Origin of the sequence: Enterobacter sp. BIDMC92 (genome assembly GCF_001030225.1) — a bacterium.
GTDB classification, from domain to species: Bacteria; Pseudomonadota; Gammaproteobacteria; order Enterobacterales; family Enterobacteriaceae; genus Enterobacter; species Enterobacter sichuanensis.
On the sequence record NZ_KQ087598.1, the window covers coordinates 1,180,926 to 1,196,448 of the forward strand.

The following is a 15,523-nucleotide window of genomic DNA, read 5'->3' on the forward strand; positions in this document are numbered from 1 at the left end:
CGATGAAAAACCACCAGAGACGTTACTGCCCGGTTGCGCTGGCGCTGATGGCGGCGCTCTGGCCACAGGCTGGCTGGAGCGAAAGTTACTTCAACCCGGCCTTCCTCTCCGACGACGCCGCCAGCGTGGCGGATTTGTCGCGTTTTGAACAAGGACACCAGCAGGCACCCGGCGTTTATCGCGTGGATATCTGGCGTAACGATGAGTTTATCGGCACCCAGGACGTGCGTTTTGAGCAGGCCGGGGACGCGCCGCCGGTAGCGGGCGGGTTGTCGGCGTGTATTACGCGCGCGATGCTCGATCGCTTTGGCGTGAATGTGGCGGCGTTTCCCGAGCTGGCTAAGGTGCAGGGCGAGACCTGCGTGCCGTTGACCACGGCCATACCCGGCAGCGAAACGGTATTTAACTTTGCCTCGCAGCGTCTGAACGTCAGCCTGCCGCAGGTGGCGTTGCAGAACAGCGCCCGGGGCTACATTCCGCCTGAACAGTGGGATGAAGGCATCCCCGCTGCCCTGGTGAACTACAGCTTCACGGGCAACCGGGGAAGCGAAGACGACAGCTACTACCTGAACCTGCAGAGCGGCCTGAACTACGGCGCCTGGCGTTTACGAAATAATGGCGCCTGGCGCTACACGCAGACTAACGGGCAGCGCCACAACGAGTGGCAGAACATTGGCACCTGGGCGCAGCGCACCGTTATCCCGCTGAAAAGTGAACTGGTGCTGGGCGACAGCAATACCGGGAATGACGTTTTTGACAGCGTCGGTTTTCGCGGCGGGCGGCTTTTCTCGTCTGACAGCATGTACCCGGACAGCCTGCAGGGCTACGCACCTACCGTGCGCGGGATTGCCCGGACGCCCGCCAAAGTGGTGGTGCGTCAGAACGGCTACGTGATCTATCAAAGCTACGTGCAGCCGGGCGCATTTGCCATTAGCGATCTCAACCCGACCTCCTCAAGCGGTGACCTTGAGGTGACGGTCGAAGAGAAAGACGGCACCCAGCAGCGCTATACCGTGCCGTACTCCACCGTGCCGCTTCTGCAGCGTGAAGGGCGCTGGAAGTATGACCTGGTGGCCGGGGATTATCGCAGCGGCAACAGCGACCAGGATACGCCGTTCTTCACCCAGGGCACCCTGATTACCGGCCTTGCCAACGGCTACACGCTCTACGGCGGCACGCAGCTCGCGTCACGCTATACCGCGGTGGCCATCGGGGCCGGTAAAAACCTCGGTGACTGGGGAGCGGTCTCGCTCGATATTACCCATGCCCGCAGCCAGCTTGCGGACGACAGCAAACATGAGGGGCAGTCTCTGCGCTTCCTCTACGCGAAATCCCTTAACGGCTTCGGCACCAACTTCCAGCTGCTGGGCTACCGCTACTCCACAAAAGGGTTTTATACCCTAGACGATGTCGCCTGGCGCTCAATGGAAGGCTATCAGTATGCCGACAGCCAGGACGATAACGATGTGCCGGACGTGCAGAGTTACCACAACCTGACGTGGAATAAAAAAGGCCGCTTCCAGCTCAATGTTTCTCAGTCGCTGGGAGATTACGGCTCGGTGTATATCTCCGGCAGCGAGCAAACCTACTGGGGAACGGACGAGTCGAACCTCTGGTATCAGCTGGGGTACGCGGGGGGCGTGAAGGGGATCAACTACTCCGTTTCGTGGTCGTGGAACAAATCCGTCGGGATCGACGGTACCGACCGGATCGCCTCGTTTAACGTCTCTGTGCCGTTCAGCCTCTTTACCCGTCAGGGTTATCGCCGGGACAGCGCCATCGACAGGGCCTACGCCACGGCATCCGCCAGTCGAAACAGCGATGGCGACACGAGCTGGCAAACCGGGGTCAGCGGAACGTTGCTGGAGGATCGCAACCTGAACTACAGCGTGACCCAGGGACACACCAGCACCAATGGCTCAAGCGGAAGCGCCAGCGCCAACTGGCAGGCGACCTACGGCACGCTGGGCGTGGGCTATAACTACAGCCGCGATCAGCACGATCTCAACTGGCAGCTCTCCGGCGGGGTGGTCGGCCATGCTGACGGCGTGACCTTCAGCCAGCCGCTGGGTGACACCAACGTGCTGATCAAAGCCCCGGGGGCATCCGGCGTCAGCGTCGAGAACCAGACCGGCGTGAAAACCGACTGGCGAGGCTATGCGGTGATGCCGTATGCCACCGTCTACCGCTATAACCGCGTGGCGCTGGATACCAACACCATGAGTAACAACACCGATATCGAAAATAACGTGAGCAGCGTGGTGCCGACCAAAGGCGCGCTGGTGCGCGCCAGCTTTGATACCCGCATTGGCGTGCGCGCCCTGCTGACGGTGACGCGCGGCAACCAGCCCGTGCCGTTTGGCGCGGTGGTCCGCGAAACGCAAAGCGGGGTGACCAGCATGGTAGGGGATGACGGGCAGATTTACCTGAGTGGGCTGCCGCTGGAAGGCGAACTGCTGATCCAGTGGGGCGACGGGGCGCAGTCTCAGTGTCGCGCTCACTATCGCTTATCGCCTGAAAGTCAGAACCAGGCCATTACCATGGCGGGGGCCAGCTGTGATCGTTAACGGGGATCCAAAGATGCGCATTTTACGCAACGTAATGAGCTTTGCGCTGCTGTGCAGCGCGATGCCCGCCTGGGCAACGATTTGTCAGAACGCCAATGGGGTGGCGAAGGATATCTCCTACGATCTCTCAAACGTTTTTAACAGCTCCAATAACAAGCCTGGGCAGATTGTGACCCTGGCGCAAAAGTCCGGGCTGGTCGGCGTGAATGCCATATGTCCCAGAGGGACGACAGGCAAGTCCACCATGCGTAGCTACGTCACCAGTCTGCCGATAACGACGGTGATTGATAGCTACAAGTATGTGAAGCTCAATGACTATCTTGATGGCGCGATGCAGATCCACGATGACTTCGCGGGGACGTTCTATCCGCCGGCGAACTACATCCAGATGGGGGAGCACCCTAACGTTCCAAAGAACAAGGCGTTTCCGGTTACCGACTCAAAGCTGGTCTTTCGCCTGAGAGTCACCCGACGGTTCATCAACATGGTGGTGATCCCGAAACGGACCATGTTCACCGTATATGTGACCACCACGCCATCTGACTCCCTGAATACGCCGGTGTATACCATTAGCTATAGCGGTACCATTCAGGTGCCACAAAGCTGCGCGATAAATGCCGGGCAGGTGGTGGAGTTCGATTTTGGCGATATCGGCGCGTCGTTGTTCAGCCAGGCGGGTGCCGGAAACCGTCCCCAGAAAGTCTCACCACAAAGTAAAACCATTGCCATTAAGTGTACGAACGTGGAGGCCAATGCGTATCTGACGATGCGTATCGAGGCGGAAAAAATCGCTGGCAATGCGCTGGTTTCCGATAACCCCGATCTGGGATTTGTGGTGGCGAACGATAGCGGCACGCCTCTGACGCCTAACAACCTGAACAGCAAAATTCCGTTCCGCCTGGATGACAGTGCACAGGCGCAGGTGGGGATCCGCGTCTGGCCGGTAAGCATTACCGGGAATAAACCCGCAGAAGGCCGGTTCACCTCTCGCGGCTATCTCCGCGTGGATTACGATTAAGGGGGAGAGATGCGGAACTGGAAAGGACATGTTACTGCGCTGGCGCTGGTGATGTTTCAGACCAACGCGTGGTCAGCGACAGCACTGGGCGAGATCAATATTCAGATGTCCGGCAATATTGTCGATTTTACCTGCGTCGCGGAGGGCAGCGACAGCGACAAAACCGTCACGCTGGGCACCTGGCCCACCAAACAGCTCAGTACCACCGGGAGCCGTACGCAGCCCATGCCGTTTACCCTGAAGCTGACTGGCTGTCCGCCGGGTGCAGCCTCGATTACGTTTTCGGGCAAAGCCGACGGGAGCAATAACGGTTTGCTGGCGCTGAATGACGCCAGTACGGCAAGTCATGTCGCGGTTGAGATCAGGGATGCGGATAAAACGCGACTGGCTCTCCAGCAGGCCAGCCAGTCGGTCCCGGTTGACGCGCTGGGGAATGCGACATTGTCGTTTTATGCCAATTATATCGCCACTGCAGATAACCCTCAGCCCGGACGGGCTGATGCGGATGCGACCTTCATGATTAATTATAATTAACACTGACCGCACTCCCTGAAGCTCAGATAAGCTGCAGGGAGTGAATTCAGGTTATAGCAGTTCGTGCGCTTTGGCGTAATCAATTAATTCCACGATGCTCTGTACACCCAGCTTGGAATAAATATTGGATTTGTGCGCACTAATGGTCTTGTTGCTTAATAGTAGCTGTTCAGCAATTTCCTTATTGGATAATCCATTCGCCAGATAACGTAATACCGTGACCTCACGATTCGATAATGGCATATCTGCTGCCATTCCTTTCCCCGAACCCAGATGATTAATAAAGTTCAGCGTTTCTGACGGGAAAAATGAATAGCCCATCAGGATCATTTCTACTGCGTTGTAGATCTCACCCAAATCTTTTCGTTTACTGACAAAACCATTTGCTCCGGCGCGAATGGCGCGACCTGCGTAAAATGACTCAGATTTAGACGAGAGGAACAGAACCTTGATGTGCTTGTTTAAGTTCCTGATTCTCTTTAGCAAAGCAAAGGCATCCGTGCCCGTGAGTTCAATGTCAAGGATCACCAGATCGATAGGGTGATTGCGGATACAGTCAAGGACTTCATGGCTATCGCCAGACTTCAGCTTGACGACGATATTCTTATTTTTCTGTAGCAGGACTTCTATCGACATTCTGACGATAGGATGTTCGTCCATAATGATAACGGATGCCGGTTTCATTTTTAATGCCTCAGATTGTTAAAAGCGTTATGCAGAGTTTGTAAAACTCTCGAAATGCCGGAAGGATAAAAGTGCAGATCCCTATACCGTAGTATTTCCCTGGAAAGAGCGAAAGCATCCTTGTTGACGTAGTGAAAAGAACTATGCCTCAGCGCGGTCATCTCATTTGGCTGGTGTTGGCAAAAAGGTATTTCTTATTCATATTTGATACGCTTCTTATTATACCGTGTAAGTTTTTTCCGAAAACCCTGTAAATTAATCGCAGGGTATTGGTTTATATTATCTTCTGGATCTGAATCGCTATTTTTTTAAAATTAGCGGAAATATCCTGTTATCCCATTTACCGCATATTTTCATCTTTATGTAATAACAAAAAATAACAGATATCTCTTTGTGTTAATTTATTGTTAACAAAAACGCGCGTCATTTCAGAGGACGAACCCGCGATGATGAGGTGAAAAATTGACCTCACGGGCCGTCAAACCTTCATCTGAAAGTACCCGGGTTAACCCGGATAAACGCCTCTGTTGCACAGGAGAACATGCTACCTGCTTCGCTTCTTACTCCAGGGTGCCGCCGCTAAGCTGCTTGTTTTTATATCATTATCATCCTGTTAACGCTTTCTCCATTCACTTAACGGATGGAGGAAAGTACTGTAATTCCTTCAATTTGTGGCATTTCACAAGGTTTGCGCCCATAAATTAGGAATAGTTGTAATTTCGAATTTAATGTTAAAAATTAACATTTTTGCAACGTTAATGGTAAGTAAATTCCTAAAGCGCTTTAGGAAATAAGGGGTTAGCGCGTGGGTTAAAACGTGCAGTCTGAGAGGTTATTAAGAAGGTGAAGCAATTCCTGGCGATGGCTCAGCCCCAGTTTCAGCAGAATACAGCTGAGACGATAGATAATGCGGCTATAGGGACGGTTCTGCATAAGGGCAATCTGACGTAGCGTCTTGCCCCGGGAGAGTTCCTGCAGGATTGGCCATTCGTTGCGGGAGAACCACTCTTTGTCGGAGCCCTGAGGGGGGCTGGTATTCAGCAGGCTATGCTGGAGGGCTGTGGCGTTCAGCTGGCGTTCGAGCACATGAAAAGGGCCCGCCGCTTTGCAGAAGAGACGGGTATCGTAGTTATCGGCCCGGACTAACAGCCAGGGGGTAAGGAAAGGCGGAAACAGGCTATGCCTTCGCAGCTGATCCAGTTTATCCAGAAGGCCCGTGGAGCGGCTTTCAATATCGACGACCAGACGGGCTGATGGCCACTGTGTCTGGGCGACAAGGGCGTCGTCCAGCGTGGCGTAGTTGCAGCAGCTGCTCAGGGGAAACTGCCCGTTGAGAAAACCGGTGCGCAGGAAGTGATCTTCCGTCACCAGAATGATAAACGGGGCATCTGTTTTGCGGGGCTGGCTGATGGACTGGCTCAAAAACTCGAGCCGGTCGAAAAAGGGGGGAGTAAAAGGTGAGCGCGTAAATCCCAGTGCATCACTTCCTGTACGCCGCCGCCGGTAACGGCGCACTGTCATTCGCATGGCCTCCCTCCTGGAAATGGCGTTTTAATCCTCCGGCCATGTCCAGGACGGCCAGTAATATCCCTGGCCAAGATCGGCGCCTGCCTCCAGTGCCCAGGTACGATCGCGTTCAGTCTCAATACCTTCGATAAGCACATGCCCGGCAAGCTGAAAGCAGCGGGAAACCAGTTGCCTCAGCGCAGGGGTGTCGCGTAAACGCCAGAATGCTTCCTTATCTATTTTGATGCCGCTTAACGGAAGCCGGCTGGATAAAAACGACTGCACCAGAATCTCATCTACGTCATCCAGCCAGACAGCGTGCCCCCGGTTTCTGACCTGCATCAGATTCTCAATGACGCGCTGCTTCTGTGCGGCAGACAGCGCCAGAAACGTTGCAGGGTCGACAATCTCAATATGGAGCGGCGCGCCAGGCAGCCTGATAAGCCGCTGAAAAGGCGCAGACTCTGTCAGGACGGTTATCGGCAGATTAATAAAAAGGTTATGACCGCGCGGCGTATTTTTTAACGCGGCAAGCTGTGCTTCAAGCAGTGATATCGACCACTCTGCAGACCGATCGCCGAAAAAACCCTCACTGTACCGTGATTCACTGAGGATGCTGAGGACCTCCACCCCTACCTGGTGCAAGGAGCGGAGGGCGACGATGGGCTCAAGCTTGATGCCGACGATCTCCTGAGAGATGTATTCTAACCGGGGGGGCGTATCGATCAGGTTGTGCGCTGTCACTCCATTGTCCTGTTGTCTGTCAGCCTCCAGGCGGCCGGGTTACCTCTCTCTAGTGTGACAAGCTGACGTTCAGGAAAACAGCAGGCGTTACTTAAATGCAACTAAGCCTTTTCGCAGCAGGAAATTGTACGAGAGAAAGGTGGCTGAATGGAGAAAAAACAGTCATATTTACAATCAGCTAGCCCTAATCAGGGGAGAAAACGGAAAAGGCATTGACTCACCTGCCATTGACCGTATAATTCTTCGCGTTTCACCGCCGCGAAGTTCACTCTTCTCAGTGCGCCCTTAGCTCAGTTGGATAGAGCAACGGCCTTCTAAGCCGTAGGTCGTAGGTTCGAATCCTACAGGGCGTGCCATTTATAACCATTCTTATCTATACTTTACTGCTCGCTCTTGCTTCTTCTCAGCAACAGTTGTCCCTCTCTTCTTTCTATTGTTCATTCCTTATCAACCTTCACATTAAGCAAGTTAGATGAGATACTAAGATTAATCTTAAAATGGGTTTAACTCTATTGGGAATAAATCTTGAACATTGTAAAAAACACATCCGTCGAAGGGATTCGTGGTTTAGCTTGTCTGTTAGTTATTGCATCACATCTTTCCCTTATTTTATTACCGTATTTACATGGCGAAAATCCTGCGTTGATAAAAGGTTCTTTTGACGCTCTCATTTATAGTTATCCTGTGGGCTTTCTTTATTCTGGTACTTCTGCTGTATACATATTTTTTGCGTTAAGTGGTTTTATTCTTACTTATGCATGTCTAACGAAAGATAATGTTCTTAACAGTTGCATCAATATGGCCTTAAAGCGTTACATTAGGCTTATGCTTCCTGTACTTGCTTCAGTTATTATTTGTTTTATTATTTTGAGTTTTTTTGAGAATAAAACTGACGGTTTGCCATGGATAAAAAGTTATGGTGTAGGGGCGAAGCTTGACTTTGGTAGTGCTATTTATAATGGCGTTTTCGGTGCAATTTTCTTGGGGGATAATATCTATAACTGGGTGACGTGGACAATGAAAGTTGAATTTTATGGTTCATTGTTAGTCTTTGCATCGCTTCCTTTTATTAATTCCTTAAGTTATAAAGGTCTGATTGCTGCGATAATTGCTTTTTTATTTATGTTGTGCATGCCAGGTAAAGAAGGATATGGATACTCAGCGTTCTTTTTTGGTGTGGCGATATTCTATATGAAGGACATTCGACACGGAGTGTCGTCATTAGTGTTATTTATGTCAGGTTTATATCTTGCTGGGTATCATCCACGTCAACCCTCATACCACTTACTTTCCTCCATGATAACATTTGATATGCCTGGGGGCAGCTTTCAGCATTATTATTTCTTTAATATGATATCTGGTGTTTTGATTGTGGTTTCCTTATTGAAATCAGATTGCATTTCTTTTTTGGTTAATAACAGGGTGAGTGTATGGTTAGGAAAAGTTTCCTTCTCTGCCTACTTAATTCAAATGCCTGTATTTTATGTTGTGACTACTAGAGTTTTTTATTATTTAAAAAGTCAAGGGCATTCCTATGCATTTAATGCAGTTATGGCGGCGTTAATTACTTTTGTAGCTGTATATTTGCTGGCTTACATTTTTTGGTGGGCCATTGACGCTCGCAGTATTGCACTCTCAAAATATGGATTGTTGATTAAAGACGACAGTGCTCAAAAAATTTCAGCCTCTGGTAGTCAATTAAACTAATGTGCTTGCCATAAAGTGTGATATTTTTAATGAAAAGACACAGCTAAGTGTCTTTTCATTTTTTAATTAAATATTGTCCATTCTGTATTTAATTTCTTCTTAAGGTTTTCTTAATCTTTTAATGTAGTATCTTTAGCTGGCAACATTTTATTCTGTCAATGCAAGTATGGCTGAGATATAAAACTTTTAATGATAACTGTAATTAATACTAATTATCATTAGCGTTGTTGTATGCTTTAATCCTTTCCCACAAAGCTATGAGTGGTTACTCCCGTTGGTCTATTAAGGATATATTCATGAATTCTCGCCTGCTGTCCTGCTTCTCGCTTGCCTTGTTGTCTTCCTCACTTTTCCTTTCCACACAATCGGTTGCTGCCGATAATAGCGAAGGTATCGTTGTCTACAACGCGCAGCATGAAAACCTGGTGAAGTCGTGGGTTGACGGTTTTACCAAAGAAACCGGCATCAAAGTGACTTTGCGTAACGGCGATGACAGCGAGTTGGGTAACCAGCTGGTTCAGGAGGGCAGCGCATCCCCGGCGGACGTATTCCTGACCGAGAACTCTCCGTCAATGGTGCTGGTTGATAATGCCAACCTGTTTGCGCCGCTGGACGCAGAGACCCTGAAGCAGGTGCCGGCAGAATATCGTCCGGCGCACGGTCGCTGGATCGGCATCGCGGCCCGCAGCACGGTGTTTGTCTATAACCCGGCAAAACTGAGCGAACAGCAGCTGCCTAAGTCGCTGATGGACCTGGCGAAACCCGAGTGGAAAGGCCGCTGGGCAGCATCACCATCAGGCGCGGATTTCCAGGCCATCGTGAGCGCAATGCTGGCGCTGAAAGGCGAGCAGGCCACGCTGGAATGGCTCAAGGCGATGAAAGCTAATTTCGTGGCCTATAAAGGCAACAGCACCGTGATGAAAGCGGTCAATGCCGGCCAGATCGATGGCGGCGTGATCTATCACTACTACCGCTTTGTCGATCAGTCCAAAACGGGCGAAAACAGCAAAAACACCCAACTCTACTACTTCAAACACCAGGATCCGGGCGCGTTTGTTAGCCTCTCTGGTGGTGGTGTGCTGGCGTCCAGCAAACATAAAGCGCAGGCGCAGGCCTTCATTAAATACATTACCGGTAAAGAAGGGCAGGAAAGCCTGCGTACCAATAATGCCTTTGAATACGCCGTGGGCGTGAACGCGGCCTCAAACCCGAAACTGGTTCCACTGAAAGATCTTGATGCCCCGAAAGTAGAGCCTTCAACGCTCAACAGTAAAAAAGTTATCGAGCTGATGACGCAAGCCGGCCTGCTGTGATCACTGAAAGTGAAGTGAAGGTGTTATGTCTGGTCTGAGTCTCGACATCGGAAAAAACAGAGTGCAGGAGCCTGCCCGCAGGCGTCCTGCACTGCCGATGGTTGCGTTAGCTGTGTTGTTTTCATTAATGGCGCTTCTGCCTTTGGGCTTTATCATTGCCATTGGCATTGAGACGGGCTGGGAAACCATAAAGGCGCTGGTCTTCCGCCCGCGTGTGGCTGAGCTGCTCAGCAACACGCTGTGGCTGACGGCCCTTGCGGTTCCACTTTGCATCGTGACGGGCGTGGCCATCGCCTGGCTCACCGAGCGCACGCAGCTTGCCGGGCGGGGGATTTGGTCCGCACTGGCGGTCGCCCCGCTGGCCATCCCCGCGTTTGTGCAAAGCTATGCCTGGGTGAGCGTTGTCCCGTCCATGCACGGGCTCTCTGCGGGCGTGTTCCTCTCTGTCCTTGCCTACTATCCGTTTATCTATATGCCGGTTGCGGCGGTGCTGCGTCGCCTGGACCCGACACTCGAAGACGTGGCTGCGTCACTTGGTACCCCGCCCTGGCGGGTCTTTTTCCGCGTGGTGCTGCCGCAGCTCAAACTCGCTATCTGCGGCGGTGCGCTACTGGTGGCACTGCATCTGCTGGCGGAATATGGCCTGTACGTGATGATTCGCTTCGACACCTTCACGACGGCCATTTATGACCAGTTTCAGTCTACCTTCAGTGGCCCGGCCGCTAACATGCTGGCGGGCGTGCTGGCCCTGTGCTGCCTGGCTATTTTAGTACTGGAAGGCGTGACGCGCGGAAAAGCACGTTACGCGCGTATCGGTGCCGGGGCCGCCCGTGAACAGAAACGCTGGCCGCTGAAGCCTGCAGCCGCCGCGCTGGGTCAGCTGTTTTTCATCGTGTTGATTGTGCTGGCGCTGGGTGTGCCGTTAATTGTTCTGTGTCGCTGGATTTGGCTCGGCGGCGTTCAAAACTGGCTGAGCGCCGATCTCTGGCACTCGCTGCGCCAGACGCTGATGCTCGGCGTGGGCGGAGCCCTGCTGACCACGGCGTGCGTGATCCCCATCGCGTGGCTCGGTATCCGCTATCCGCGCCGCATCTTCCGGATGCTGGAAGGGTGTATCTATATCACCAGCTCGCTGCCGGGGATTGTCACGGCGCTCGCGCTGGTCACCGTCACCATTCATTACGCCCGTCCCATCTACCAGACGGAAGTTACCCTGTTTCTTGCCTACCTGCTGATGTTTATGCCCCGGGCGCTCATTAATCTGCGGGCGGGGATTGCCCAGGCGCCGGTTGAGCTGGAGAACGTGGCGCGCAGTCTTGGCAGCACGCCCGCGAAGGCGCTCTGGAGCGTCACGATGCGGCTGGCCGCGCCGGGTGCGGCGGCGGGTGCCGCGCTGGTGTTCCTCGGCGTCAGCAATGAATTGACCGCCACCCTGTTGCTCTCTCCACTGGGCACGCGCACGCTCTCCACCGGATTCTGGGCGCTGACCAGCGAAATTGACTATGTTGCAGCCGCGCCTTACGCGATGCTGATGATCCTGATTTCCCTCCCGCTGACCGCCATTCTCTATATGCAGTCGAAAAAAATTGCAGGGCTATGACATGCTTGAATTAACCGCCATTTCTAAATCGTTCGCTGATGCGCAGGTGCTCGACAGCCTGAACCTGAGCGTTGCGCCGGGAAGCAGGACGGCGATCGTCGGGCCATCCGGGTCGGGTAAAACCACGCTGCTGCGGATCCTTGCCGGGTTTGAAACGCCAGATACCGGGCGCATTGTCATGCAGGGAAAAACGCTGTTCGATGAAAACCGTTTTGTGCCCGCCCACCTGCGCCGGATCGGTTTTGTTCCTCAGGAAGGGGCGCTGTTCCCGCACCTTAACGTGGCAGATAACATCGCCTGGGGGCTGGACGGTACCCGCCACGAGAAACGCCAGCGCGTTGAGGCGCTGATGGAGATGGTCTCTCTGGACAGGCAGCTTGCGACGCACTGGCCGCATGAGATTTCCGGCGGACAGCAGCAGCGCGTGGCGCTGGCTCGTGCGCTGGCCCAGCGTCCTTCACTGATGTTGCTGGACGAGCCGTTCTCAGCGCTGGATACCGGCCTGCGCGCCACGACGCGCAAAGCCACGGCCGATCTGCTGGCGGAAGCAGGCGTGGCTTCGATTCTGGTCACCCACGATCAGAACGAAGCGCTCTCCTTTGCCACACAGGTGGCCGTGATGCGCGCCGGGCGTTTCACGCAGGTGGGGACCCCTTATGAGGTCTACACCCTTCCCGTTGACGAAGAGACGGCGCTGTTTCTTGGCGATGCCGTGATCCTGCCTGCTCGGCTTGCTGCCGGTTACGCCGTGTGCGCGCTGGGTGAGGTGGCAACGGACAACACACATGCGACAGGGCAGGGCCGCGTGATGCTGCGTCCTGAGCAGCTGCGCGTGACGGCATGTGCCGCACATGAAAGCCCGATCTCGATTCTTGATGTGGACTTTACCGGCCAGTTGTCGACGCTCACCCTTGCGTTAGCCGGGGAGCAACATCCCGTGGTTCTGAAAACCGTAAGCCAGCCAGGATGGAACCCTGGCACCGCGGTACGCATTGATATTGCTGGCACTGCGCGGGTATTTGAATATTCTTAATATTCGTTAGTAATTTCATGCAACGGGTTGTTATAAAAGAATTTTCCATGACCTATGGCATTACCTGAGTTTATCTACCATGCTCATAAAACCTCACCATAATGAGTGGGGCTTTTCGTTGTTGCTGATTAATCTCAAGGAAAAAAGGTTATGAAAAAGACAATTGCTGTTTTGTTGGGAACTGCGTTTTTCTTTACAACTCATGCCTTCGCTGCTGAGCTTCTGACGAAGGAGGAGTTTAAGAAAGTTGAGTCTCAATATCAGAAAATCGGTACGGTAAACACCTCAGGTGAAGTCTCTATCGATGATGCTAAAAAAGAACTGATCGAGAAAGCCGATAAGCAAGGCGCTGATGTCCTGGTGCTCACCTCCGGGAACACCAACAATAAAATTCACGGTACGGCCAATATTTACAAGAAAAAGTAATGTCACTGCAGCCACCCCGAAACGGGGTGGCTATTCCCCTCATCGCTTACCACGCCTCCCGTATGAACGCGGTTACACTTGCTAACGCATAGATAATGCGTATAGTTCTCATTTGCATTGCAACCAATAGATTCTAAGGCCCGCTCACGGGTCATTTTTGCGCGCACTTTCAAATGGGTTAACGATGAACAACACCAGATTACACAAAACGCTGCTGGCACTCGCCGTCGGTGCGGCGACACATTCCGCTTACGCGGCGGATAATCAAAAAGAAGAGACTCTCGTTGTGCAGTCGGCACCAGCCAGCGACTTTACCCCCGGCGGCGACCAGCTTGTGCCGGCCTTCCTCGACGGACAGGTGGCGAACGGCGGGCGTATGGGGATGCTCGGCGAGCAGAATGCCATGGATGTACCCTTTAATATCATCAGCTACACCGCAAAGCTGGTGGACGATCAGCAGGCGAAAACCATTGCCGATGTGGTCGCTAATGACGCTGGCGTGCAATACGTTCAGGGGTATGGCAACAGCGCGGAAACTTACCGCATCCGCGGCCTGAAGTTTGACGGCGATGATATGACCTTTGGCGGGCTGTCCGGCGTCCTTCCGCGTCAGGTGGTGGATGCGCAGATGGTCGAGCGGATTGAGATCTTCAAAGGGGCAAACGCCCTGATGAACGGCGCGGCAAGCTCTGGCGTGGGCGGGATGATCAACCTTGAGCCAAAACACGCGGGCGAACTCCCGCAGGCGAAAGTCGGCGTTGACTACACCTCGGATTCCCAGGTTGGCACCACGCTGGATGCGGGCCGTCGCTACGGCGACAACGACCAGTTTGGCGCGCGGGTGAATCTGATCCATCGTGAAGGGGAAACCGGCGTACCGAATGACCGCCGCCGCACCACGCTGCTCTCCACCGGTCTGGATTACAAAGGTGACAACTTCCGCACCTCGCTGGATCTCGGCTACCAGAAGAAAACCTTCCACGGCAGCCCGACCAGCGTCAATATTTCGGCGGTGGATTTTGTGCCGGAGTCGCCGAAAAACGATCGCAACATTTCCCAGAAGTGGGCCTACAGCAACATCGAGAACGAATTCGGGATGTGGCGCAGCGAATACGACATCACCGACAACTGGACGGCGTATACCGGACTCGGCGCGCAGCACGCTCATGAAGAAGGGACCTACAGCGCACCGAAGCTGCTGGACAAAAGCGGTAAGGCCACGGTCAGCCGCCTTGATACCAATCGCATCAGCGACTCAGTCAGCGGGATGGCGGGGATCCGCGGTCACTTCACGACCGGCTTCGTGTCGCACAAGGTGAACGTGGGTTACTCCGCGATGACCAAAAACGAAAAAATCGCGTGGAAAATGTCCGCGGCGGCAGACAACCCGACCACCAATATCTACCACAACACCGGGGTTGATATGCCGGACAGCTCAAACTTCAACGGCCTGGGCGGCAAATACAGCGATCCGCTGACCAGCGGGCGCACCCGCACGCAGGGCTGGCTGCTGAGCGATACTCTGGGCGTGCTGGACGACAGGCTGCTGTTTACCGCCGGGGCACGTCATCAGAAAGTGGTCATTCGCGGGTATAACAAAGTGACCGGCGCGGAAAACGATGCCGATGGCTTCGACGGCAGCCGCTGGATGCCAACCTACGGCGTGGTCTACAAGCCGTGGGAGCAGATCTCTCTGTATGCTAACCATACCGAAGCGCTGCAGCCGGGTAAAAACGCCCCTGACACCGCCATTAACTACGGGCAGAGCACCGGTATCGTTCACTCTAAACAGAACGAAGTGGGCGTGAAGGCCGACTTCGGCCGCGTGGGCGGCTCTCTGGCGCTGTTCGAAATCAAAATGCCTTCCGCTATTCTCGACAGCCAGACGAAGCATTACGGCCTGGACGCCGAGCAGCGCAACCGCGGCTTGGAGCTGAATGTCTTCGGCGAGCCGATGCTGGGGATGCGCCTCAACGCCAGCGCCACCTGGCTGCAGGCGGAGCTGACCAAAACCAACAACGGTCTCAACCAGGGTAACGATGCCATTGGTGTCCCGAACTTTTACGCCGTGCTGGGCGCGGAATATGACATCAAGCCGATCGAGGGGCTGACCGCCACCGCCCGCGTAAACCACTCCGGCACGCAGTATGCCGACCTTGCGAACAGCAAAAAGCTCGACAGTTACACCACGCTGGATCTGGGGATGCGTTATCGCTTCGCGGTAAATCACAACGAAAACCAGATGACGGTACGTGCAGGCATCGACAACGTGACCAATGAAAACTACTGGGCCAGCGTGGACGATTCCGGTACCTATATTACGCAGGGCGAGCCGCGCACCTTTAAGGTCTCGGTTGGCTACACGTTCTAAGCGTTCCACCCTCGTTATCC

The 15,523-nt window shown here is 53.7% G+C and carries 12 protein-coding genes and 1 tRNA gene; 10 read left to right on the forward strand and 3 right to left on the reverse strand.

Annotation, left to right across the window (positions count from 1 at the left end):
- Nucleotides 1-2 precede the first annotated feature (2 nt).
- The 3 genes from SP99_RS05295 to sfmF are packed head-to-tail and all read left to right on the forward strand — an operon-like array spanning nt 3 to nt 4,119.
- On the forward strand, nt 3-2,567 hold the full coding sequence (locus SP99_RS05295; RefSeq protein ID WP_045286672.1) for a fimbrial biogenesis usher protein: 2,565 nt from the start codon (nt 3-5) through the stop codon (nt 2,565-2,567).
- Between the two features lie 13 nt (nt 2,568-2,580).
- Nucleotides 2,581-3,585 carry a type 1 fimbria D-mannose specific adhesin FimH gene (fimH, locus tag SP99_RS05300; RefSeq protein WP_025756113.1) on the forward strand — a complete coding sequence of 335 codons (1,005 nt, stop codon included), beginning with the start codon at nt 2,581-2,583 and terminating at the stop codon, nt 3,583-3,585.
- 9 nt (nt 3,586-3,594) lie between these two features.
- Nucleotides 3,595-4,119 carry a fimbria assembly protein gene (gene sfmF, locus SP99_RS05305; protein WP_025756112.1) on the forward strand — a complete coding sequence of 175 codons (525 nt, stop codon included), beginning with the start codon at nt 3,595-3,597 and terminating at the stop codon, nt 4,117-4,119.
- Between the two features lie 51 nt (nt 4,120-4,170).
- On the opposite strand, the gene fimZ is transcribed toward sfmF, so the two are convergent.
- From fimZ to SP99_RS05320, 3 genes are all read right to left on the reverse strand, one after another.
- A complete protein-coding gene (fimZ, locus tag SP99_RS05310) occupies nt 4,171-4,803 on the reverse strand; it encodes a fimbria biosynthesis transcriptional regulator FimZ (protein ID WP_047957924.1) in 633 nt (210 codons plus the stop codon).
- 810 nt (nt 4,804-5,613) lie between these two features.
- Nucleotides 5,614-6,330, reverse strand: coding sequence for a helix-turn-helix transcriptional regulator (locus SP99_RS05315; RefSeq protein WP_047957925.1), 717 nt, complete (start codon nt 6,328-6,330; stop codon nt 5,614-5,616).
- Between the two features lie 24 nt (nt 6,331-6,354).
- Nucleotides 6,355-7,053 carry an EAL domain-containing protein gene (locus SP99_RS05320; RefSeq protein WP_047957926.1) on the reverse strand — a complete coding sequence of 233 codons (699 nt, stop codon included), beginning with the start codon at nt 7,051-7,053 and terminating at the stop codon, nt 6,355-6,357.
- Between the two features lie 279 nt (nt 7,054-7,332).
- On the opposite strand from SP99_RS05320, the gene SP99_RS05325 reads away from it, so the two are divergent.
- The 7 genes from SP99_RS05325 to SP99_RS05355 all read left to right on the forward strand — a co-directional run bounded on the left by SP99_RS05325 (nt 7,333) and on the right by SP99_RS05355 (nt 15,503).
- Nucleotides 7,333-7,409, forward strand: a tRNA-Arg gene (locus SP99_RS05325).
- A gap of 169 nt (nt 7,410-7,578) precedes the next feature.
- Nucleotides 7,579-8,760 carry an acyltransferase family protein gene (locus SP99_RS05330; protein WP_072060256.1) on the forward strand — a complete coding sequence of 394 codons (1,182 nt, stop codon included), beginning with the start codon at nt 7,579-7,581 and terminating at the stop codon, nt 8,758-8,760.
- A gap of 296 nt (nt 8,761-9,056) precedes the next feature.
- Nucleotides 9,057-10,073, forward strand: coding sequence for an iron ABC transporter substrate-binding protein (locus SP99_RS05335; RefSeq protein ID WP_047957928.1), 1,017 nt, complete (start codon nt 9,057-9,059; stop codon nt 10,071-10,073).
- A 25-nt stretch (nt 10,074-10,098) separates the two neighbouring features.
- A complete protein-coding gene (locus SP99_RS05340; RefSeq protein ID WP_025759519.1) occupies nt 10,099-11,673 on the forward strand; it encodes an ABC transporter permease in 1,575 nt (524 codons plus the stop codon).
- 1 nt (nt 11,674) lies between these two features.
- Nucleotides 11,675-12,706, forward strand: a complete 1,032-nt coding sequence (locus tag SP99_RS05345; RefSeq protein WP_047957929.1) for an ABC transporter ATP-binding protein — start codon at nt 11,675-11,677, stop codon at nt 12,704-12,706.
- Nucleotides 12,707-12,856: 150 nt separating this feature from the next.
- A complete protein-coding gene (gene yahO / locus SP99_RS05350; RefSeq protein ID WP_025759522.1) occupies nt 12,857-13,132 on the forward strand; it encodes a DUF1471 family periplasmic protein YahO in 276 nt (91 codons plus the stop codon).
- Nucleotides 13,133-13,316: 184 nt separating this feature from the next.
- Nucleotides 13,317-15,503: a TonB-dependent receptor gene (locus SP99_RS05355; protein WP_047957930.1), complete on the forward strand. Its 2,187-nt coding sequence runs from the start codon at nt 13,317-13,319 to the stop codon at nt 15,501-15,503.
- The last annotated feature ends 20 nt before the right edge of the window (nt 15,504-15,523 follow it).